Source organism: Thioalkalivibrio sp. ALJ7 (genome assembly GCF_000376865.1).
Classification (GTDB): Bacteria; Pseudomonadota; Gammaproteobacteria; order Ectothiorhodospirales; family Ectothiorhodospiraceae; genus Thioalkalivibrio.
The window spans coordinates 516817-538777 of sequence record NZ_AQXQ01000012.1; the positions used below are offsets into that span (position 1 = coordinate 516817).

Here is a 21961-nt window from a genome sequence, read left to right on the forward strand (position 1 = left end):
CCTCTCAGCGTCCGGCGGCGACTGCCCCCAAATCTTCCGGCTGCAGAAGGCTCGTCTCGGGATCCAGCCCAGCCGCGCGGAAGAGCTGCTCGAAGCGCCGCTGCGGCAACTGTACGCGGAGCTGGATCGAGCCATTCGACGTGGTCTGTTCGGACTCCACAGCCTTTTCCTCGTAGAGGCGCGCGCGCAGCCGGCCAGCGGAAGGCGGAAGCTCGACCCAGCCCTGGACCATGGATTCGGTAAAAGTCTCGGCCAGGCGCTGCTCCAGGCGCTCAACGCCCTCACCCGTGTGTGCCGACAGCCAGAAGGCATCGTCCGCCAGCCCGAAGCGGTCGTCCGGGTCTTCGGCAGGGTTTTCCAACTGGTCGATCTTGTTGTAAACCCGCCAGCAGGGGACGTCCTCGGCGCCGATTTCCTCCAGGACTTCCTCGACCTGGCGGATGCGCGCCTCGCGCTCGGGGTCTGCGGCGTCGATCACGTGCAGCAGCAGGGCCGCCTCGCGGGTCTCGGTGAGCGTGGCCTTGAACGCCGCGACCAGTTCGTGTGGTAGGTCGCGCACGAAGCCGACGGTGTCCGCCAGGATCAGCGATTGGTGTGGCGCCAGATCCAGACGGCGCAGGGTCGGGTCCAGGGTCGCGAACAGCTGGTCCGCCTGGTAGACATCCGAGTGCGTGAGGCGGTTGAACAGGGTCGACTTGCCGGCGTTGGTGTAGCCGACCAGCGACACCGTAGGGATCTCGTTACGCAGACGCGCCTGGCGGCCCTGCTCGCGGGTACGCTCGACCTTTTCCAGGCGCCGCTCGATGTGCTTGATACGCCCCGCCAGCAGGCGGCGGTCGGTCTCCAGCTGGGTCTCCCCCGGACCGCGCAGGCCAATCCCGCCCTTCTGCCGCTCCAGGTGAGTCCAGCCGCGCACCAGGCGCGTGGACATATGGCGCAACTGGGCCAGCTCTACCTGCAGCTTGCCCTCGTGGGAACGGGCCCGCTGGGCGAAGATATCGAGAATCAGGCCGGAGCGGTCCAGCACCCGGCATTTCAGGTGGGTCTCGAGATTGCGCTCCTGGCTGGGCGACAGGGCGTGATTGAAGATCACGACGTCTGCCGCGGAGGCCTCCACCGCGTCGCGGATCTCATCGGCCTTGCCGGCACCGACGAACAGCTTGGGATGCGGCCGATCGCGCGAGCCGCGCACCACCGCCAGGACCTCGGCGCCGGCCGAGCGCACGAGCTCATCGAACTCCTGAACCTGGGCCTCGATATCGGGGTTGTCCCCAATGTTCAGCGCGACCAGGATCGCGCCATTGCCAACGGCGGCCTCGCCGCCACTCTCCGGACGCTCAAACAAGCCGGGGACCCGTCGTCATCAAGACTCGGCCTCCGCAGAGGCGGCGGCCTCGCCCTCGAGGTTCATGTTCACCTGGCGAGCCGGGACGATTGTGGAGATCGCATGCTTGTAGACCATCTGCGAGACCGTGCTGCGAAGCAGCACCACGAACTGGTCGAACGACTCGATTTGCCCCTGCAGCTTGATCCCGTTCACCAGATAAATGGAGACCGGGATCCGGTCCCGACGCAGCGCATTCAGGAAGGGTTCCTGCAACATTTGCCCTTTGGCCATCAGTGCGTTCCTTGATCGTTATTATTGGCTCGACGCCCGCTCGGCATATGCCGATCCAGCGGTTGGGCGGGCCTTCTTGAAGCGTAGCATACCGGCTCGACATTGCCGCTCAAGGTGCAAGGTCGGCGTTATTCGGTGACGTCTTACGTTCGGTGGGTGCGATGGACGCCGCATGAATCGCTTCGAGGGCCTGCGACAGATCCGCGTTCTCGGCGTTCAGCCGGGCATGCAACGGGAAGCGGCGCAGGCCGGTCAGCTGGCGCTTGGCCAGCTGGCGAGTCGCGGCGATCGCCCGCTCGCGGAAGGTAGCCAGATCATATTCGCCGGCCAGCCACTGCCAGCCCTGGCGATACCCGACCGCACGCTGCGAGGGGTGCTCCGCGGTCAGGCCCGCGCGCCGGGTCAGGGCCATCAATTCATCGACGAAACCGGCCTCCAGCATCGCGTCGAAGCGCTGTGCAATCCGCGCCCGCAACCGCTCACGATCCTCCGGCCATAACGCCAGCGACACCCAGCCTGCGGGAACGGTGGCTCCCGCACCCCGCTGAAACACCGACAGCGGCTGGCCACTGGCGGCAAAGACCTCCAGGGCCCGCAGGATGCGCTGCGGGTCGTTCGGGTGGATGCGCGCGGCGGCCTCCGGATCCACCGTCGCGAGCTCGGCGTGCAGGGCCCCGGCCCCCTCCTGCTCCAGACGGGCACGCACGGATTCGCGCACCGCATCCGGTACCGGCGGGATCGGGTCGAAGCCATCCAGCAAGGCCCGCAGGTAGAGCAGAGTACCGCCCGCCAGCAGGGCCACCCGACCACGCGCGTGGATGGCATCGATCGCGGCCTGCGCATCGCGGGCGAAGTCGGAGGCGTTGTAGGTGTCCTCCGGGTCGCGGATGTCCAGCAGGTGGTGCGGGACCCGGGCGCGCTCCGCGGCATCCGGCTTGGCGGTGCCAATATCCATGCCACGATAAACCAGCGCCGAGTCCACGCTGACGATCTCCGCGTCCAGGGCCTCGGCCAGTTCCAGCGAAAGCGCGGTCTTGCCCGTGGCGGTCGGACCGGCCAGCATCACCACCGGCGGCCGGCCGGGTCCGAATGCGCCCATCAACGCCCCCGAAGGAACAACCGATCGAGTGCCTGGTGGTCCAGCTCCACCCAGGTCGGGCGCCCGTGATTGCACTGGCCACTGCGCTCGGTGGCCTCCATGTCGCGCAGCAGCTGGTTCATCTCGGGCAGGGTCAGCCGGCGCCCGGAACGCACCGAGCCGTGACAGGCAATGGTGCCGAGCACCGCGTTCATCGCCCCCTCGGCACGGTGGCTATAGCCAACGCTCGCCAGGTCGGCGAGCACGTCACGCACCAGCTGGGCGACATCCTGATCGCGCAGCAGGGCCGGGGCCGCCCGCAGGGTCAGGGTCTCGGGGCCGGCGCGGTCCAGCTCGAAGCCGAACTCGCCCAGCAGACCCGCATGCTCCTCGGCCAGCTCGGCCTCGGCCGGGGTGACCTCCAGCGTCTCCGGCACCAACAGCGGCTGCGAGGTCACCCGCGCCCCCTCCCACTCACGCTTGAGGCGCTCGTAGGTAATGCGCTCGTGGGCCGCGTGCATGTCGACCACGATCAGGCCCTGGGCGCTCTCAGCCAGGATAAAGGTCTCGGCCACCTGGCCCAGCGCGAACCCCAGGGGCGGCATGCCGTCGGCATCGGCCGGGGGCTCGGGGGCGGTGGAGGCCGCCGTAACGGCCGCGGCCTCGTACGCTGTGGCTGCATAACCGGCGGGCCGGGCTTCGGCGACGGACGCGCCTCCGCGAAACTCCGCCCAGGCGGCGCCAAACCCAGGGTCGCGGCTACCGGACGCTGGGCGTGGTTCACGTGCCGGGGCGTAACCACCCGCGCTCGGCCCGTCTAACCCCGACAACGGGCGATCCTGCTGTTCCGGCCAGGCGCCGCCGCGCTCGCGGGGAGCCGATGCGCCCATGCCGGGAACCGCCGCGGCATGCCCGGCATCTCCGGGGCGCAATGCCGCCAGGGCCTTGTGCAGGGCATGGAAGATGAAATCGTGGACCATGCGCGACTCGCGGAAACGCACCTCCTGCTTGGTCGGATGCGCGTTCACGTCCACCTGGGTCGGATCCAGCTCCAGCTCCAGAACGAACATCGGATGCCGCCCGTGGTAGAGCACATCCTGGTAGGCCTTGCGCACCGCCGCCGCCAGCACGCGGTCGCGGATCGCCCGTCCGTTCACAAAGAAGAACTGCTGGTCGGGCTGGGCCCGCGACTGGGTCGGCGAACCCAGCCAGCCGGACAGAGTCAGGCCGGCCCGTTGCTCGTCCACCGGGGTCGCATGCTCCATGAAGGCATCGCCCAGCAGCGCGCGAACCCGCTCGCCCGGATCACCTGCGGCCGGCAGGTCCAGGGTGACGCGGTCGTTGTGGCGCAGGCTGAAGGCCACCTCGGGGCAGCAAGCGGCCTGGGTGCGGATCACGTTTTCGCAATGGTTGTACTCGGTACGCTCGGTGCGCACGAACTTGCGCCGCGCCGGGACATTAAAGAACAGGTCGCGGACTTCGACCGTCGTACCCACCGGGTGCGCGGCCGGGGCGGCCTCGCGGAAGATATCGGAGCCGTCCCCGGTCAAACGCCAGCCATTGCGCTCGCCTTCGACCATGGAGGTCAGCGACAGCCGCGAGACCGAGGCAATGGATGGCAGCGCCTCGCCACGAAAGCCCAGTGTATGCAGAGCCTCGAGGTCATCCATGCAGGCGATCTTGCTCGTGGCGTGGCGCGACAAGGCCAGCGGCATCTCGTCGCGGAAGATTCCGCCGCCGTTGTCGCTGATCTGGATCAGCCGGATGCCGCCCTGCTCCAGGCGCACGTCCACCCGCGTCGCGCCCGCGTCGAGGGCGTTCTCCAGCAGTTCCTTGACCACCGAGGCCGGGCGCTCGATCACCTCGCCGGCCGCGATCTGGTTGATCAGTTGTTCGGAGAGCTTTGCGATCGCCACGGGCAGGACCTGGGAAAAACGGGATCCCTAGCCTAACCGGGGCGGTGCCGGAGTGCCTAGCCGAAGGGTGGACGGTTGACGCAAGGCGTGACGGGCTGCCCGCGTATCGGCGCCTTCAGCCGTCGCGCGGGATGCGCAGGACCTGGCCTGCAAAGATGCGGTCGTCACTCACGTCGTTGGCCGAGCGCAGGTCCGCCACGGACAGGCTGTAGCGATCAGCAATCCCGGAGAGGGTCTCGCCCGGGCGGATGATGTGCTGGTCCGGCTGCCCGTCGGCGATCAGCGTTCCGGGCCGAGCGTGGGTGGAGAAGTACGACCGCAAACCGGTCAGCATGGCGTCCGCCAGCGACTCCTGGAAACTGGTGCTGCGAAGCTTGCGCTCCTCGGAGGGGTTGGAGATAAATGCCGCCTCGACCAGGATCGACGGGACATCCGGCGCGCGCAGCACCGCGAAGTTGGCCCGCTCCACCTCCGGCTTGCGCACCTTGCCCACCCGGTGCAGCTCCGAAATCATCCGCTCGGCCAGGGTATTGCTGGCCTCCAGACTCCCGCTCTGCGCCAGGTCCAGCAGTACGTTGGTGAGGGAGTCATCCTTGCCGTTGATCGGCACGCCACCCAGGCTCAGGTCGGCCTGATTCTCGCGCTGGGCCAGGAACCGCGCGGCCTCACTGGAAGCCCCGCGCTCGGAAAGCATGTACACCGAGGACCCCTGCACGTTGCGGTTGGCAATGGCATCGGCATGGATCGACACAAAGATGTCCGCATCCGCCTTACGCGCCCGCTCGATGCGCTCGCGCAGCGGCAGGAAGTAGTCGCCGGTGCGGGTCATCACGGCCTTCATGCCGCGTTCGTTGTCTACCCGTTCGGCCAGACGCTTGGCGATCTGCAGGACCACATCCTTTTCGCGCGTGCCCGCGGGGCCAATCGCACCCGGATCGTGTCCACCATGGCCGGGGTCGATCGCCACCACGACATCGCGCAGGTTCTCCTGCGAACGCCCACGGCGCGACCCGTTGTCCTCGGCCGAGCGCGGCGCCGCCGGCGCATCCCCGCTCGTCAGGTCAAGAACCAGACGATGTGGCGAACCCTGTGCCGGCATCAACACAAAACTGCGCGGCTCCACCGGCTTGCGCAGATCGAAGACCACCCGCAGATCCGAGCCATTGCGTGCCGCATGGCGCACGGCCTTGATCGCCGAGCGCGGGTTGTCGCTAATCTTGAGGTCTTCCACCGCCCTGGCGTTCTCGATATCCACGACCAGGCGGTCCGGAGACTGCAGGTGGAACATCGAGTACTCCGCCTCGCCGTCCATGTCGAACACCAGACGGGTCGTATCGCCGTCCACCGACATGCGCACGCGCTGCACCCCGGTCCGGGCCAGGGCCGGCAAAGGCATCCCGACCAGCCCCAGGGCAGTCATGGCGCACAGCAACTGACGGCGGCGCAGATTCGGAGGTGTTGGTCGGCCCACGGTGATTCCCTTTGTAATCAGGGGTTCTGATTACATTGTGGACGCTTTTTCTGGAAAAGCAATAGTGATTTTCGTTCCTTATGAGCGAGATATCGCGGTTTTTGCGCGTGGAAGGGCAACTTTTACGCGTCCGCCACGACACCGCGCTCAAGCAACGCCTCGCGATAGGCCGCGGCCAGCGGACCTTCCAGATTCAATTCGCGGCCCTCGGCCGTATCCGCACGATGGCCCAGACGCACCACCAAATCTGCCGTAGGCAGCCAGCCCTGCCCGCGTTCGGGCCACTCCACCAGCCACAGGACCTCCCCGCCAAAGTCCTCGCGCACACCGAGATACTCCAGCTCTTCAGGGTCTCCCAGGCGGTAGAGATCGAAATGCAGGACCTCGCGGCCCCCAAGCACATAGGGCTCGACCAGGGTATAGGTGGGGCTGCGCACGGCGCCCTCGTGTCCCAGTCGGCGCAGCAGGCCGCGGACCCAGGTCGTCTTGCCGACGCCCAAATCGCCCTCCAGGTAGACGATCCGGGGCGCCTTCATCTCCGCCAGCAGCGCCCCGGCCGCCTCGGTCGCCTCCAGACGCGGCAACAGCAGCGCGGATCCAGGACCCGTCATGGCTGGGCTCCAGCGGCCGCCGGAAGCGCTGCGGCAAGGTCGCCGGCCAGCATGCCGCGCCCACCGCCCAGCCAATCGCGAGCGATACCAGCCGCCGCGCAGTGCCAGGCGGCTCCGACCTCGGCCGCGGTGCGGGCATCGGCCCCCTGCCCACGCAGGGCCGCAATGATACCGGTCAGTACGTCGCCGCTGCCGGCAGTTGCCATACCGGGGTGCCCGCCGGTGACACAGGCGAGCGGACCCGACTCCGAGCCGGCGACCAGCGTGCCCGCTCCCTTGAGCAGCACCACACCCCCCAGGCGTTCGGCCAGGGCGCGGGCGTGGGCCGGACGGTCGGCCTCGATGGCCGCCGCCTCCACACCCTGCAGGCGAGCCGCTTCGCCAGGATGCGGGGTCAGCACCCAGTCTTCGCCCCGGCGCGGGGCCTCGGCCAGCAGGTTCAGCGCATCGGCGTCAACGACGCGAGGCAGACCGGCATCGGCGGCCGCCAGCCACAGGCCCCGGCCCCAGGCGTCCTGCCCCAGGCCCGGCCCCACAGCCACCACATCCACCTGACGCATCAAGGCCTGCAGCTCCCCGGAACTGGATACTCCGCGCACCATCAGCTCCGGGCGTTCCAGGTTGGCCGAGGCCGCATGATCGGGATGCGTGGCCAGGGTCACGCGCCCGGCGCCGGCGCGCAGGGCCGCCGTTGCCGCCAGCCGAGCCGCCCCCGAATAACCGGGTGCCCCGCCCACAACCAGCACGTGACCGAAGTCGCCTTTGTGCGCCCCCTTGCGCCGGATCGGCAGGCGGTGGCGCCAGTCGTCCGGACCTACCCGGCGGGCGACCGGGGCGATGCCCGCCGCTACGGTCGTGGGGAGATCCAGGGGGGCCACTTCCACCTGTCCGACACAGTCCACCGCCGCGCCGGTATGCAGCCCCAGCTTGTCGGCGATCATGGTCAGGGTGTGCTCGGCACGCACGGCCACACCCAGCACCCGGCCGGTATCGGTATCCACGCCCGAGGGCACATCCGCCGCGAGTACCGGCCGGTCACTTGCATTCAGCTGTTTGATCAACGCCCCATAGGCATCGGTAAGCGGACGCTCCAGCCCGATCCCGAACAGGCAATCCACCCAGACCTCGGCGGCGGCCGGATCAAAACCCTCCAGTGCATGCACGGCGCCGCCGCCTTCCTGCCAGCGGCGATGGGTCCGCCGACCATCGGACTCGGGGCGCGCCCGCGACGGGCCACCATGCACCACCACCTCCAGTCCCGCCGCGGAGGCCAGACGCGCGAGCACATAGCCATCACCACCGTTATTGCCGGGCCCGCAGAGGATCCCGATTCGCCGGGCCAGCGGCCAGTGGCGTTGCAAGGCCTCCAGCAGGGCCTGGCCGGCGCGCTCCATCAGCTCGCCCGGCGCCATGCCGGGCAGGGCCAGACCGGCGGCATCCAGGGCACGCATGCCCGCATTGTCGAACAGTGCGCTGGTCAAGGCTTGGGGGTCGGGTTCATGATTCACGCCATCAATCTCCTTCGCGGAAGCCGAAATCGTGCCTGAGCGCCTCGATCCACGCCAATGCGCCGAATTGGCCGAGCGCATCCGCCGCTGGGCCCAGCACCTGGGCTTTCAGGCGGTCGGCATCGCCCCGGCCGAAGTCCCGGCGGCGGATCGCCAGCATCTGGATGACTGGCTGGCCCAAGGCTCGCATGGCGACATGGACTGGATGGCCGAACGCGCCCCCCTTCGCCATGACCCGGATGCGCTGGTTCCCGGCGTACAACGCATCATCAGTGTACGCATGGATTACTTCCCGCCGGCCACCCGCCGCCCGGCCATCCAGCTCGCCGCGGGCGAGCGCGCCTACATCTCCCGTTACGCCCTGGGCCGCGACTACCACAAGCTGGTGCGCAAACGCCTGACCACGCTGGGGCGCTGGATCGAGGCCGAGATCGGCCCGTTCGGCTACCGCGCCTTCACCGACAGCGCCCCCATCCTGGAGAAGGCCCTGGCCGCCCGCGCAGGGCTCGGCTGGATTGGCAAGAACACCAACCTGCTGGCGCGCGAGAGTGGCTCCTGGTTCTTCCTCGGGGAACTCTTCACCGACCTCCCGCTGCCATTGGACGAGCCGGTTGGGGAACACTGCGGCCAGTGCACCGCCTGCCTGGACATCTGCCCCACGCAGGCCTTTCGCGGACCCTACGACCTCGATGCCCGGCGCTGCATCTCCTACCTGACCATTGAACTGAAGGGCTCCATCCCCGAGGACCTGCGCCCGCTGATCGGCAACCGCATCTACGGCTGCGACGACTGCCAGCTGGTCTGCCCGTGGAATCGCTTCGCCGAGGTCAGCGCGGAACCGGATTTCATCGCCCGTCACGGGCTGGATGCCGCCAGTCTGGCGGAGCTGTTCGCCTGGGACGAAGCCACCTTCCTGGCTCGGACCGAAGGCATGGCCATCCGACGCATCGGGCACATCCAGTGGCTGCGCAACATCGCCGTTGCCCTGGGCAACGGCCCGGCCACACCAGCGGCCGAGGCGGCCCTCGCGACGCGCGCCGAGCATGACTCGGAACGGGTGCGCGAGCACGTGGCCTGGGCCCGCGCGCGGCTGCGGGAACCCGAGCGGCAGGAACCGGCTGCAACGTTTGCCCGGCTCACCCAAGCCCCGGCCTGAGCTTGCCAGGGACTTTGTGACCGGCGACACTCCATGCTTGTTCGCGCGAGTCGTACAACCATGATCAGGTGACCTCGCGCGGCTTGCCGCCCGTCACCCAATGGATCCGAGCCAGCCGCCATGCCCGACTACCCGGACGCCACGCGCTATCAAAGGATCTTCGAACAGGCGCCCGAGGCCCACCTGGTCCTCAGCCGCAGTGGTGGCATCGTCGCGGCCAACCACGCCGCCTGCGACCTGCTGGGTTACACCGAGGCCGAGCTGACCGCCGGGGTCCATATCACTGATCTCGACCTGCAGGCGACCCAGGCCGACGTCGAACAGGCCCACTCCGACCCCGAGCGTCGCCTCCCGGCCCACTTCGAGAGCCGTTACCGACGCCGCGACGGCAGCGAATTTCCGGCAGAGGTGTTCATCAATGCCATCCGCACCGACGGGGAGCTGGAAGTCTTCACGACCGTGCGCGACATTACCCGTGAACACCAGTCGGAACAGGCCCTCAGGACCCTCGAGACGCGCCTGGGCGCGACCATCCGCAATGCCCCGCTGATCCTGTTCGCGCTCGACTCCAACGGCCGCTTCACCTTGTCCGAGGGCGCTGGACTGAAGGTTCTGGGACTGGAGCCCGGCGAGGTCGTCGGTCGTAGCGCACGCGAGGTCTACGCGGACCACCCGGAGATCCTCGCAGCCCTGGACCGAGCGCTGGCCGGGCAGACCTTCGAGGACGAGGTCCGCATACAGGGCAACCATCTCCGGGTCAGCTGGATGGACCTCAAAGCCCAGGACGCCGGGGTGCTGGGCGTCGCCTGGGATGTCACCTCCCTGCGCGTCGCCGAGGCGGCCACCGGCGCGGAACGCGACCGACTGCTAACCACGCTGCAATCGATCAATGACGGCGTCATTACCACCGACATCCGCGGGCGCCTGACCTATCTCAATCCGGCTGCTCAGGCGCTTCTGGGGATGGACTCCACCCAGGCGCAGGGCTGCCTGGTGGACGAGTTGCTGGAACTCGAAGACACGCGCACCGGAAGTAACGTACACCGCCCGGTCGAGCAGTGCCTGAGCCTGGGGGGCACGGTGGAATCACCCGAGCGCGTGCTGCATCGAGCCGACGGCGGCACGCGCGTGGTGCGACTGCTGGCCTCGCCCCTGCAACGGCCCGGCAGCGAGACCCAGGGCGTCGTGATCGTGCTGCACGACCATACCGAGTTGTGGCGAATGACCCAGCAGCTCAACCACCAGGCGACGCACGACGACCTGACCGGGCTGTGCAACCGCCGCGAATTCGAACGCCGCCTCCAGGAGGCCCTGCACACGTTGGAGGAGGGCCAGACCCCACATACGCTGCTCTACATGGATCTGGACCAGTTCAAGATCATCAACGACACCTGTGGCCACCAGGCGGGCGATGAGCTGTTGCGCGAACTCTCCGAGCACTTGGGACACCTGATCCGCGAGAACGACACCCTGGCACGACTGGGTGGTGACGAATTCGGGCTATTGCTGTGCCACTGCCCTCCAGAGCGCGCCGAGGCGATTGCCGGGAAGATCCTGAATACGGTACAGGCCCTGCGCTTCGAGTGGGAAGGACGCCGCTTCGATGTCGGCGTCAGCATAGGCCTGGTGCCAGTCGCCAGCCCCGCGCCTACCCTCCCCGAAATCCTCAGCCAGGCCGACTCCGCCTGTTACGCCGCAAAAGAGGAAGGCCGCAACCGCCTCTATGTATGGAAACCCACGGACCAGGCCCTGCGTCGCCGGCGCGGGGAGATGGAATGGGTGGGCCGCATCCGGACCGCGCTGGAACAACAACGCTTTACCCTGTTCGGACAGGCCGTGCACCCACTCGGCCCCACCGACCCAGGCCTGGCGCACATCGAGGTCCTGATGCGCCTGCTGGACGAAGACGGAAACATGGTTTCCCCAGGCGCCTTCATCCCCGCCGCCGAGCGCTATCACCTGATGCCGGAGATCGATCGCCATATCATCGACCATGCCTTGGCCGTGCTGGCCCGGCACCGCGGGACTCGGGAAGATGCCTCCGGCGAACCCAGCATCGCGATCAACCTCTCCGGTCAGTCCCTGGCCCAGGAGAGCATGCTGGGGTTCATCACCGAGCGCCTGCAGCACTACGCGATCCCGGCACACTGCATCGTGTTCGAGATCACCGAGACCGCGGCCATCAGCCACCACGACCGCGCGCAAAGCCTGATCCGCACCCTGCGCTACATGGGCTGCCGCTTCTCGCTGGACGACTTCGGCACCGGATTGTCGTCCTTCGGCTACCTGAAAAACCTGCCCGTGGACCTGATCAAGATCGATGGCAGTTTTGTGCGCGATATCGCCCACAACGCGGTGGATTCGGCGATGGTCACGGCCATCCACCGCGTGGGCCACGTGCTGGGCCTGCGGACCGTCGCGGAGTGTGTAGAGTCGGAGGCCACCATGGAACACCTGCGCGGGATCGGGCTGGACTTCGTGCAGGGGTTCTACCTGTCCGAACCGGCGCCGCTGGAACAGCTCCTGCCGCCCGCTAGGGAGATCTGATGGCCACAACGATCACCTGAAGCTTGTCCTTCGCGCCGCCCTCTCAGGCGCGCCATTTTCTGAGTGTTTTCCTTGGTTTTTGCCTGCGCTTTCGCGGTCGGGGTAGGGACTTGATAGCGTAACGGCGAACAAAAACAGGGAAGCCTCGCACCCATGCCGTATTCGGAAGAACGCATCACCTCCACGCGACGCTGGTCGAACAAGACCTTCAGCTTCACCACCACGCGACCGGAGGGCCTGGAGTTCAAGAACGGGCAGTTTGTCACCCTGGGGCTGCGCCCCGAGGGCAAGCTGGTCCCGCGCGCGTACTCGATCGTCTCCGAACCCGAGGCCGAGGAACTGGAGTTCCTGAGCATCCACGTACCGGACGGCGCGCTGACCAGCCGACTCGCCGAGGCCGGACCGGGCGACTCGATCTGGATCAACACCAAGGTCACCGGCTCGCTCACCTTCGACTACGTGCAGCCGGGTCGCACCCTGTACATGATTGCCACCGGCACCGGGCTGGCTCCGTTCATCTCGCTGATCCGCAGCCCGGAGCTGCTCGAACACTTCGACAACGCGGTGCTGGTGCACAGCGTCCGTACGGTCGAAGAGTTGGCCTACCGCGAGGAAATCGAATCGCGCATCAGTAACCGCCTGCGCTACGTGCCCACGGTGACCCGCGAGAACCACGACTTCGCCTGCCCAATCGCGCAACAGCCGTATGACAACAACCAGCGCGGCGCAGACATGTTCCGTTCCGGCGAACTGAGCCGGGTGCTGGAGCTACCGACCCCGGATCCGGAACATGACCGCGTGATGCTCTGCGGCAACCCCGCGATGAACCGCGAGATGAGTGAGTGGCTGACCGAACACGGCTGGGTCCAGACCAACTACAAGGGCGTGGGCACCTTCACCGTGGAACAGGCCTTCGTGACCACGATGTCCGACTCGGACGACTGAGCCCTAAAAAACGCCTCAGCGGTCGGCGAGCAGTACCCATCGAGCCGCATTGATCTGCTGCAGGGTGGCCGTGTCACCACCCCGGTCGGGGTGATGGCGCTGTGCCATCCTGCGGTACTGACGCTGCACGGTATCCGCATCCACCGGATCCGCAAGATCCAGCACCGCCAGGGCCTGCTCACGCCGCTGATCGCGGCCCAGCCGCAGCCAGAACTCGCCCAGAAGTGCCTCCACCGCCGCCGTATCCATCCGCTCCAGTTGCGTCAGGTCGAGGTAATAGGTCCGCAGCGGATCGCGGTGCGCCGGCAAACCCGCCGCACCAGCCCCCGGCCCGCCACTTGCCCGTTCGATCCCGATATCCAGGCAGTGGATGCTCACCCACTCGCCCTGCCCCAGCAGGTGATCGCGCAGCCGGTACAGGCAGTGGAACAGCAGGAAGTGGGTCTGGAACAGACTCAAGGGCTCCTGTAGCCGCGCCCCCGCAAACGGCTCCACACCCGCGGCGCGCAACTGCCCGATCAGGGCGTGTTCGGTCAGCCCGGACGGCTGCACCCGCAGGCACTCCAGCACCCGCTCCAACAGCGCCGCATCCACCGGCGAGTCGACGCTGTCCGGCCCATGCGTCATACCCCCGGAAACACCCCGTCGACATAGACCCAGCGCCCAGCCTCGCGGCGAAAGCGGCTCCGCTCGTGCAGCCGCACGCCCTGACCTTGCACACGGGAACGCGCAACAAACTCCACCCAGCCTTCGGCGTCCTCCGCCCCACCCGCCTCCGTCGCGCGGATATCCAGTCCCAGCCAGCGCTGATCGGGATCCAGCGTGAGCGATTCCGGGCGCGTTTCCGCCGCCCAGGTCGCCCGCAGATAGCCCTCGCGCCCTTCCACGAACGCGGTGTAACGCGAGCGCATCAGGGCCTCCGCCGTCGGCGCCGAAGCCCCGCCATCCAGATACGGCCCGCAGCAGGCCGCGCGGTTGTGACCTGAACCGCAAGCGCAGACGTCTCCCTGTTTACGACGGGACTTGCCCAATCGAGCTCTCCTTTCCGTTCCCGAGACCGAGCATGCCGCAGGCGATCGCCCCCGTCGAACCCCCACTTGGGGGCTGGTCTTTCACGCAAGGAAACGGTAGCGTTCGAATGCACCGCGTGGAGGGAACAATGGCCAACATCCTGATCATGGGCTGCGGCGACCTCGGCTGTGCCATCGGCGCGCGACTCGCCCACGCCGGCCACACCGTCTGGGGCCTGCGTCGCCAGCCGCAAGCGATCCCGGAGCCGATCCGCCCTCTGGCTGGCGACTTCGCCCGGGCCGACGGGTTACCGGAGTTGCCCCCGACACTCGACACCGTCTACTTCATCGCAACCCCGGGCGAGTTCACCGAGGCCGCCTATCGCCGCGCCTATGTCGACGGCCTGCGCAACACCCTGACCAACCTGGAACGTGCACAGCAACAACCGCGCCGGATCGTGTTCGTGTCCAGTACTTCCGTCTACGGTGCCGACGACGGACGCTGGGTGGACGAGACCAGCCCCACCGAACCCACCCGCTTCTCCGGCCGCTGCCTGCGCGAAGCCGAACAGTTACTGTCCGATAGCCCGGTCCCCGGCGTCGTCGTACGATTCGGCGGCATCTACGGCCCAGGACGCGACTACCACCTGCGCAAGGTGCGCGAAGGCATCCGAGGCCTACACGAACCCCCGGTCTGGACCAACCGCATCCACCGCGACGACTGCGTCGGCCTACTGACCCATCTATTCCACCTGGATCACCCGGACTCGATCTATCTCGGCGTCGACGACGCTCCGGTCCTACGTCACGAACTGCTCGCCTGGCTGGCCCAGGAGATGGGCCTCGACACGCCCGGCACCACACCCCCCATGCCGGAGGGCGCAGTCCACGGCAAGCGCTGCGGAAACGCACGCCTGCACGCCAGCGGCTACCACCTCCAGTACCCCGACTACCAAACAGGCTACCGAGCCCTCCTCGACCAGCCCACCACAACCTGAGTCAGCGGCGCCCCAGTTGCCAGGGACGAATGCGGGAAAAGCGGGACACTCGCGCCCGCTACTCAGGGTTGATACCGCCCGGCGGAGCGTCCTCGCATCACGAGGGAGACCGTGCCTGGGCGGGGCGGGACGACTGGCGCGCGGTTGGACTGGAACCAGCCGGGGACGGGCCTTCGCTGGACACCGGCAACAAGCCCGCATCGGCTGGCCGTTTGTGTTTCTCTCCCAGTGCCTTCGCTCGGAGTCTCGTACCCTCGCAACGGATCGAAGATAATGCCGCCTATGGATGATCATACCAATGCAGGCACGCCCTTCGGCGGTACCAAGATATCGACCCGGGTCTATCCGGCCGGGACGTTAAACATGCTCTCGCGCGAGGAAGTCGCGCGCTTGTCAGATGCCACTGAAGAAGTTGGCGAAGTTCTGCGCCAGTGCGCGTTGGCCGTGCTCAACTCGGGCGAGCAGGGCGATGATGTCGAATCCATGCTGCGCGCCTACGAGGATTTCCGCATCCAGGTCCACCAGGTCAATCGAGGCATGCGCATCGACCTGGAAAACGCACCGGCCTGCGCCTTTGTCGACGGCAAGATGATTCGCGGGATTCGCGAACTGCTGTCGGCCGTGGTCCGCGACATCGTCTACTTCCACACCGAGATCGGGTCCAACCCCAATTTTGATCTGGCCGAACCGGAAGGCATCACCAACACCGTTTTCGAAATCCTGCGCAACGCCCGTCTGCTCGACGCCCAGCGCGAACCCAACGTGGTGGTCTGCTGGGGCGGGCACTCGATCAGCGGTGAGGAGTACGACTACACCAAGGAAGTCGGCTACCAGCTGGGCCTGCGCGGCCGCGACATCTGCACCGGCTGCGGCCCCGGAGCCATGAAGGGCCCGATGAAAGGAGCGACCATCGGCCACGCCAAGCAGCGCACCCTGCCGGGCCACTATGTCGGCGTCTCCGAGCCGGGGATCATCGCCGCCGAAGCGCCCAACCCGATCGTCAACGAGCTGGTCATTCTGCCCGACATCGAAAAGCGCCTCGAGGCCTTTGTCCGCCTGGGCCACGGGATCGTTGTGTTCCCTGGCGGCGTGGGCACGGCCGAAGAGATCCTGTTCATACTCGGCATCTTGCTGAATCCGGCCAACCGCGAAGCACCGTTTCCGCTGATCTTCAGCGGCCCGGAGTCCTCGCGCGACTACTTCGAGGAGATCGATCGATTCATCGGCCTGACCCTGGGCGACCGGGCACGCGAGATCTACCGCATCGTCATCGATGATCCGGTCGCCGTGGCTCGAGAGATGACCCGCGGCATCGATCAAGTCCGGGAGTGGCGTGTGCATGTCAACGACGCCTTTTATTTCAACTGGCTGCTCGACATCCACCCGGATTTCCAGCAGCCCTTCGAGCCCAGCCATGCGGCCATGCGGTCGCTGGAAATCTCGCGCGAGCTGCAGCCGCACCATCTCGCGGCCAACCTGCGCCGGGCCTTCTCCGGCATCGTCTCCGGCAACGTCAAACCTCAGGGCGTGCGCGCCATCCGTGAGCACGGCCCTTTCGAGATTCACGGCGAACCCGACATCATGGAAGCCCTCGACCAGCTCCTGCGCCGATTCGTCGCCCAGAACCGCATGAAACTCCCCGGCGGCGCGGCCTACGAGCCTTGTTATCGGATTGTCAGCTAAAGCAATCCAACCGCTTCCACCACAATGCCCCCTTGCCCAATAGTAATTTCAAGGCCCCACTCCCACCCCATGCCCCAGGGGTAGCTGGCTGAAAACCGCCGGGCGGCGAGCGGGCCACGCCGTTATAATGCGCGGCTTTCCCCATTCTGACCCGAGCGCGCCCGCGATCATGGACAAGAGCTTCGACCCCAAGAGCATCGAGCAGACCCAGTACGAACGCTGGGAGGCCGCGAACATCTTCGCGCCGCCGGAGTCGGGCGAGGCCAGTTACTGCATCCTGCTGCCGCCGCCGAACGTGACCGGCACGCTGCACATGGGGCATGCGTTCCAGCACACCCTGATGGACACCCTGATCCGCTACCGGCGGATGCACGGCGATCGCACCCTGTGGCAGGGCGGCACCGACCATGCCGGGATCGCCACGCAGATGGTGGTCGAACGCCAGCTCGCCGCCGACGGCAAGAGCCGCCACGACCTCGGGCGCGAGAAGTTCCTCGAGGCGGTCTGGGACTGGAAGGGCCAGTCCGGCGGCACCATCACCCGCCAGATGCGGCGCCTGGGCGACTCGGTGGACTGGTCGCGCGAGCGCTTCACCATGGACGAGGGCCTGTCCGCCGCGGTGCGCGAGGTCTTCGTGCGCTTGCATGAGGAGGGCTTGATCTACCGCGGCAAGCGCCTGGTCAACTGGGACCCGGTGCTGCACACCGCGCTGTCCGACCTGGAGGTGCTGTCGGAGGAGGAAAACGGCCACCTGTGGCACTTCCGCTACCCGCTGGCCGACGGCTCCGGGCACCTGACCGTTGCGACCACGCGCCCGGAGACGATGCTGGGCGATACCGCCGTCGCCGTGCACCCGGAAGACGAGCGCTACCGGCACCTGATCGGCCAGACGATCAAGCTGCCGCTGATCGGGCGCGAGATCCCGATCATCGCCGACGACTATGTCGAGGCCGAGTTCGGTTCCGGCTGCGTAAAGATCACCCCGGCGCACGATTTCAACGACTACGCGATGGGCCAGCGTCACGACCTGCCGGTGATCAACATCCTGACCATCGACGCCTGCCTGAACGACAACGTGCCGGAGGCCTACCAGGGCCTGGACCGCTATGAGGCGCGGCAGAAGGTCGTCGACGACCTGGACGCCCTGGGGCTGCTGGAGAAGATCGACGACCACAAGCTGATGGTCCCGCGCGGCGACCGCTCCGGCACCGTGGTCGAGCCCTATCTGACCGACCAGTGGTACGTGAAGGCCGGCCCGCTGGCCGCGCCGGCGATCCAGGCGGTGGAGGACGGGCGCATCCGCTTCGTGCCGGAGAACTGGTCGAAGACCTACTTCGAATGGATGCGCAACATCGAAGACTGGTGCATCTCGCGCCAGATCTGGTGGGGCCACCGCATCCCGGCCTGGTACGACCGCGATGGCAACGTCTTTGTGGGCCGTTCCGAGGACGAGGTGCGCGACAAGCACGGCCTGGCGGCCGATGTGGTGCTGACCCAGGACGAGGACGTGCTCGACACCTGGTTCTCCTCCGCGCTATGGCCGTTCTCCACCCTCGGCTGGCCGGAACAGACGCCGGAGCTGCGCGACTTCTACCCGACCAGCGTGCTGGTCACCGGCTTCGACATCATCTTCTTCTGGGTCGCCCGCATGATCATGATGGGCGAGCACTTCATGGGCGACGTGCCCTTCCGCGAGGTGTACGTCACCGGCCTGATCCGCGACTCGGAAGGCCAGAAGATGTCCAAGTCCAAGGGCAACGTGATCGACCCGATTGACCTGATCGACGGCATCAGCGCCGACGACCTGGTGGCCAAGCGCACCCAGGGCCTGATGCAGCCGCAGATGGCCGCGAAGATCGAGAAGACCACGCGCAAGGCCTTCCCCGACGGCTTCCCCGCGTTCGGCACCGATGCCCTGCGCTTCACCCTCGCGGCGCTCGCCACCACCGGGCGCGACATCAAGTTCGACCTCGGCCGCATCGAGGGCTACCGCAACTTCTGCAACAAGCTGTGGAACGCCTCGCGCTTCGTGCTGATGAACGTCGAGGGCCACGACTGCTCGGCGGCCACCGACACGGCGGAACACCGCACCCTGGCCGATCGCTGGATCCTCGACCGCCTGGCCGCCACCGCCGCGACCGCCACGCAGCAGCTCGATGCCTACCGCTTCGACCTAGCCGCGCAAACGCTGTACGAGTTCACCTGGCACGACTACTGCGACTGGTACCTGGAGCTGACCAAGCCGGTCCTGAACGACGAGGCCACCCCGGAGGCAGTCAAACGTGCCACCCGCAACACCCTGGTCACCGTGCTGGAGGCCCTGCTGCGCCTGCTGCATCCGGTCACCCCGTTCATCACCGAGGCGATCTGGACCAACGTGAAGCCACACGCCGGCATCAGCGACGACATCGAGTTCCTGGTGCAGCGCCCGTGGCCCACCCAGGACGGCTTCCCGCGCGACGAGACCGCAACGGCCGAACTCGACTGGGTGAAGGACTTCATCACCGGGCTGCGCCGCATCCGCGCGGAGATGGATATCGCCCCGGGCAAGCCACTGCCGGTGCTGGTGAAGAACTGGACCGACACCGATCAGGAACGCTACACCCGCCACCGCGGCCTGCTGGAATTCCTGGCCAAGCCGGAAAGCGTCACCTGGCTCGACGCCGCCGACGAGGCGCCGGAATCGGCGATGGCCCTGGTCGACGAGATGCAGCTGCTGATCCCGCTGGCCGGGCTGATCGACAAGGATGCCGAGCTGGCCCGTCTGGACAAGGAAATCGGCAAGCTCGACAAGAACCTGGAGCAAAGCGAAAAGCGCCTGTCCAACGCGAGCTTCGTCGACCGCGCCCCAGCCGACGTGGTGCAAAAAGAACGCGATCGCGTCGCCGAAATGCACGCCACCCGCGACCAACTCGCCGCCCAGCGCGAACGCATCCGCGCGATGTAAGGGCCTGTATTCACCACGAAGCGCACGAAGACACGAAGAAGGTCAGGGGCGAAAAACCTTTTTCACCACGGAGCACACAGAGGACACGGAGGAAGGACGGTTCGGGCCGGGAAGTCGCGGGGGCGTTGCCCCATCCTGGAGCGGGCCTGAATACCGCGGAACGCATCTATCCCGCTGGGGACCTTTCGATTTTCTCCGTGAACCCCGTGTCCTCTGTGGTAATAAGCTCTTGACCTTGCCCCTCTTCGTGCCTTCGTGCGCTTCGTGGTGAACAACTCAGCTGATGCGTTCGAGCATGCCGCGGTGGCGGATGAGGCGGGCGAAGCCGCGGCCCACGTGATACCAGTGCAGCATCCAGGCCTCGCGGGCCAGGCGGGCCGCGGATACCTGCGCGCCCGGCTCCGCCGGACAGGGACATACTTGTAACCCCACGCCCCGCGCGATGGCGACCGCACGTGCCAGATGAAAGCGGCTGGTTACCAGGACCAGGGGCTCGTCCGCATCCTGCTGCCCCACCAGCAAGTCGCGCGCGTTGCGCAGGTTCTCCAGGGTATGCAGCGAGGCATCCTCGGTCTGGATGCGTTCGCGGGCGATGCCGTACTGCTGCAAGAACTCGGCGCCCGCAGCGGCCTCGGTCGGCCCCTGTTCCGAGGTCTGTCCACCCAGCACCAGGATTCGGGCCTGCGGATTACGCCGCGCCAGCCGCACTGCGCGGAGCAGACGCAGGCGATAGCCCGGCCCCGGCACCCCAGCCACCAATTGCTGCCCCAACACCAGAATGCAATGGCCACGACCCGGGCAGCGGAGGCCCCGCGACCAGCGCAGGGTGTAGCCCCACAGCAGCAGCCAGGACAGGCCACCGGTCGCCAGGATCAGGAGATTGGAAAGCGCGAAGGTGGCCAGGCCGTCCGGGCCGATGCGCCGAAGTCCAACCCGCGGCGTACCCATGGCGACCCCGTCAGGCCTCGTCTTCCGGGGTGGTGCCGCCGGTGAAGCGCAACCGGGCATTGCGGCGACGGCGGGACCAGAAATGCAGCGCGCGGGGCAGATTCAGCGCCATTTGGGTGTAATAGACCGCCTTGAAGGCCCGCAAGGACCACTGCACGCGGGTATTGCGATAGACATCCCCGGCCAGCAGCGAGATCACCGCCTGTTCCATGCCGAGCGTGTTGCGCGGCCCCATGAACAGCTTGCGCATCACCGGGCTGTTGAAGCGGTAGATCAGCCAGGAGAAGCGGCGGACCCCGCGGCGGACATCGCGTTCAAAGGCGCGCAGGTAACGACCGGCTCGCGCCGGCCGATCCAGGCACTGATCCACTGCGTCGGCTGCCCGGAAGGCGCCGGACATCGCGATGTACACCCCGCTGGAGAACACCGGGTCGACAAAGGTGAAGGCATCACCGACCAGCAGATAGCCCGGCCCGTAGGCCTGACTGGAGCGGTAAGAAAAATTGCCGGTCGCATTGACGGGACCGGCCAGGGTCGCGCCCTGCATGCGCTCGAAGGCGGGCGGGCATAGCTTCAGCGTGTCCCAGAGGAACACCTCCGGCTTGCTCTTGCGGGTCTTCAGGTATTCCGGGAAACAGACAGCACCTACGCTCATCGCCCCGTCGCGCAGCGGGATCATCCAGATCCAGCCGTGCTGGAACCAGTAGATGCTGATGTTGCCCGCATCCCGCCCCGCGCGACGCGGCACATCATTAAAGTGGCCGAAGATCGCGGCGCTGTTGTGCTCGGGGTTGCGCGCCTTCAGATCCAGGCGCCGGGCCAGAAAGGTGTCGCGGCCGGAGGCGTCGACCACGAAGTCCGCCTCGAACTCCAGCGAGTGGCCCGCCGCATCGCGAGCCGTGACCTGCTGGGTACCGCCCTTGGCGGGATCGGTCAGAGCCACATCAGAGACCGTAACCTCTTCCAGGACCCGAACCCCCAGGCGCGCGCTGTTCTCCAGGAGCAGGTGATCGAACTCCGAACGCCGAACCTCGTAGGCCGAGGCCGGGGTGTCTTCGTTCAGGGCACGCTCGAAGTAATAAGTGCGCGGCTCATCGGGGGCCTCGGGGATGGTGAACTCGGCCCCGTGTTTGGGGATGCCAATGGTCGCCACGGCGTCGCTAATGCCCAGCTCATCGAACAGCGGCATGTTCATCGGTAGCAGGGATTCGCCGATATGGAAGCGAGGGTGCCGAGCCTTCTCCAACAGCACCACGTCGCGACCCTTTTGCGCCAGTCGGGAAGCGACCGTGGAACCGGCCGGACCGCCGCCAATGACCAGCACCTGGCAGCGGCCGTCCGTTACCGCCTTCTCTCCCGCGTGTCTCAAATGCAGTCTCCGCTTGCCATCCGGGAACCCAAAACGGCGACCCGAACTGGTCGCGAGGGTACCACGACCCCCAAGGTGTGGGTATCATCGGCGCCCAGCAGGGTGACCGTCACGCGAACCGGAAGTTCGCGGGGGGTCACAAAACCGCACATCACC

At 67.1% G+C, this 21961-nt stretch carries 17 protein-coding genes; 6 read left to right on the forward strand and 11 right to left on the reverse strand.

Annotated features, from left to right (window positions below; all coding sequences use genetic code 11):
* Positions 1 to 4 precede the first annotated feature (4 nt).
* The 7 genes from hflX to D002_RS0111090 form a co-directional block, all read right to left on the reverse strand.
* Positions 5 to 1345: a ribosome rescue GTPase HflX gene (gene hflX / locus D002_RS0111060; RefSeq protein WP_018141990.1), complete on the reverse strand. Its 1341-nt coding sequence runs from the start codon at positions 1343 to 1345 to the stop codon at positions 5 to 7.
* An 18-nt stretch (positions 1346 to 1363) separates the two neighbouring features.
* Positions 1364 to 1618 (reverse strand): RNA chaperone Hfq, encoded by a 255-nt coding sequence (hfq, locus tag D002_RS0111065; RefSeq protein WP_018141991.1) that lies wholly within the window; start codon positions 1616 to 1618, stop codon positions 1364 to 1366.
* Positions 1619 to 1727: 109 nt separating this feature from the next.
* The gene (gene miaA, locus D002_RS0111070) at positions 1728 to 2717 is read right to left on the reverse strand and encodes a tRNA (adenosine(37)-N6)-dimethylallyltransferase MiaA (protein ID WP_018141992.1); all 990 of its coding nucleotides are present in this window, start codon (positions 2715 to 2717) and stop codon (positions 1728 to 1730) included.
* Entirely contained in the window at positions 2717 to 4612 is a 1896-nt protein-coding gene (gene mutL / locus D002_RS0111075; RefSeq protein ID WP_018141993.1) for a DNA mismatch repair endonuclease MutL, read from the reverse strand. Before mutL ends, miaA begins: the two co-directional genes overlap by 1 nt.
* Before the next feature lie 115 nt (positions 4613 to 4727).
* Complete coding sequence (locus D002_RS0111080) at positions 4728 to 6032, reverse strand: N-acetylmuramoyl-L-alanine amidase (protein ID WP_018141994.1); 1305 nt, start codon at positions 6030 to 6032, stop codon at positions 4728 to 4730.
* A 173-nt stretch (positions 6033 to 6205) separates the two neighbouring features.
* Positions 6206 to 6694, reverse strand: coding sequence for a tRNA (adenosine(37)-N6)-threonylcarbamoyltransferase complex ATPase subunit type 1 TsaE (gene tsaE / locus D002_RS0111085; RefSeq protein WP_018141995.1), 489 nt, complete (start codon positions 6692 to 6694; stop codon positions 6206 to 6208).
* Positions 6691 to 8175, reverse strand: a complete 1485-nt coding sequence (locus tag D002_RS0111090) for an NAD(P)H-hydrate dehydratase (protein WP_026181672.1) — start codon at positions 8173 to 8175, stop codon at positions 6691 to 6693. Before D002_RS0111090 ends, tsaE begins: the two co-directional genes overlap by 4 nt.
* Positions 8176 to 8233: 58 nt before the next feature.
* Here D002_RS0111090 and queG point away from each other — a divergent pair, with 58 nt between their 5' ends.
* From queG to D002_RS0111105, 3 genes are all read left to right on the forward strand, one after another.
* Positions 8234 to 9358, forward strand: coding sequence for a tRNA epoxyqueuosine(34) reductase QueG (gene queG / locus D002_RS0111095; protein ID WP_018141997.1), 1125 nt, complete (start codon positions 8234 to 8236; stop codon positions 9356 to 9358).
* 120 nt (positions 9359 to 9478) lie between these two features.
* Positions 9479 to 11905: an EAL domain-containing protein gene (locus tag D002_RS0111100; RefSeq protein WP_018141998.1), complete on the forward strand. Its 2427-nt coding sequence runs from the start codon at positions 9479 to 9481 to the stop codon at positions 11903 to 11905.
* 153 nt (positions 11906 to 12058) lie between these two features.
* Complete coding sequence (locus tag D002_RS0111105) at positions 12059 to 12850, forward strand: ferredoxin--NADP reductase (protein WP_018141999.1); 792 nt, start codon at positions 12059 to 12061, stop codon at positions 12848 to 12850.
* A gap of 15 nt (positions 12851 to 12865) precedes the next feature.
* On the opposite strand, the gene D002_RS0111110 is transcribed toward D002_RS0111105, so the two are convergent.
* Both D002_RS0111110 and D002_RS0111115 read right to left on the reverse strand, forming a co-directional pair.
* Complete coding sequence (locus D002_RS0111110) at positions 12866 to 13477, reverse strand: DNA-J related domain-containing protein (protein ID WP_018142000.1); 612 nt, start codon at positions 13475 to 13477, stop codon at positions 12866 to 12868.
* Positions 13474 to 13881, reverse strand: coding sequence for a YchJ family protein (locus tag D002_RS0111115; protein WP_196800122.1), 408 nt, complete (start codon positions 13879 to 13881; stop codon positions 13474 to 13476). Before D002_RS0111115 ends, D002_RS0111110 begins: the two co-directional genes overlap by 4 nt.
* 128 nt (positions 13882 to 14009) lie before the next feature.
* Here D002_RS0111115 and D002_RS0111120 point away from each other — a divergent pair, with 128 nt between their 5' ends.
* From D002_RS0111120 to D002_RS0111130, 3 genes are all read left to right on the forward strand, one after another.
* Positions 14010 to 14858 carry an SDR family oxidoreductase gene (locus D002_RS0111120; protein WP_018874366.1) on the forward strand — a complete coding sequence of 283 codons (849 nt, stop codon included), beginning with the start codon at positions 14010 to 14012 and terminating at the stop codon, positions 14856 to 14858.
* Positions 14859 to 15140: 282 nt separating this feature from the next.
* Complete coding sequence (ppnN, locus tag D002_RS0111125) at positions 15141 to 16541, forward strand: nucleotide 5'-monophosphate nucleosidase PpnN (RefSeq protein WP_018142003.1); 1401 nt, start codon at positions 15141 to 15143, stop codon at positions 16539 to 16541.
* A 169-nt stretch (positions 16542 to 16710) separates the two neighbouring features.
* Positions 16711 to 19488 (forward strand): valine--tRNA ligase, encoded by a 2778-nt coding sequence (locus D002_RS0111130; protein ID WP_018142004.1) that lies wholly within the window; start codon positions 16711 to 16713, stop codon positions 19486 to 19488.
* 276 nt (positions 19489 to 19764) lie between these two features.
* Here the strand turns inward: D002_RS0111130 and D002_RS0111135 are convergent, their stop codons facing one another.
* Positions 19765 to 20436, reverse strand: a complete 672-nt coding sequence (locus D002_RS0111135) for a YdcF family protein (RefSeq protein WP_018142005.1) — start codon at positions 20434 to 20436, stop codon at positions 19765 to 19767.
* Between the two features lie 10 nt (positions 20437 to 20446).
* Positions 20447 to 21760, reverse strand: a complete 1314-nt coding sequence (locus tag D002_RS0111140) for an NAD(P)/FAD-dependent oxidoreductase (protein WP_018142006.1) — start codon at positions 21758 to 21760, stop codon at positions 20447 to 20449.
* Positions 21761 to 21961: the final 201 nt, after the last annotated feature.

What these genes read in the sequence shown, in the direction of transcription:
- tsaE (WP_018141995.1), bottom strand. Translation starts at nt 6,694, where the DNA reads ATGACGGGTCCTGGATCCGCGCTGCTGTTGCCGCGTCTGGAGGCGACC.
- hfq (WP_018141991.1), bottom strand. Translation starts at nt 1,618, where the DNA reads ATGGCCAAAGGGCAAATGTTGCAGGAACCCTTCCTGAATGCGCTGCGT.
- ppnN (WP_018142003.1), top strand. Translation starts at nt 15,141, where the DNA reads ATGGATGATCATACCAATGCAGGCACGCCCTTCGGCGGTACCAAGATA.
- D002_RS0111105 (WP_018141999.1), top strand. Translation starts at nt 12,059, where the DNA reads ATGCCGTATTCGGAAGAACGCATCACCTCCACGCGACGCTGGTCGAAC.
- D002_RS0111135 (WP_018142005.1), bottom strand. Translation starts at nt 20,436, where the DNA reads ATGGGTACGCCGCGGGTTGGACTTCGGCGCATCGGCCCGGACGGCCTG.
- D002_RS0111080 (WP_018141994.1), bottom strand. Translation starts at nt 6,032, where the DNA reads ATGACTGCCCTGGGGCTGGTCGGGATGCCTTTGCCGGCCCTGGCCCGG.
- D002_RS0111130 (WP_018142004.1), top strand. Translation starts at nt 16,711, where the DNA reads ATGGACAAGAGCTTCGACCCCAAGAGCATCGAGCAGACCCAGTACGAA.
- D002_RS0111120 (WP_018874366.1), top strand. Translation starts at nt 14,010, where the DNA reads ATGGCCAACATCCTGATCATGGGCTGCGGCGACCTCGGCTGTGCCATC.
- miaA (WP_018141992.1), bottom strand. Translation starts at nt 2,717, where the DNA reads ATGGGCGCATTCGGACCCGGCCGGCCGCCGGTGGTGATGCTGGCCGGT.
- D002_RS0111110 (WP_018142000.1), bottom strand. Translation starts at nt 13,477, where the DNA reads ATGACGCATGGGCCGGACAGCGTCGACTCGCCGGTGGATGCGGCGCTG.
- D002_RS0111100 (WP_018141998.1), top strand. Translation starts at nt 9,479, where the DNA reads ATGCCCGACTACCCGGACGCCACGCGCTATCAAAGGATCTTCGAACAG.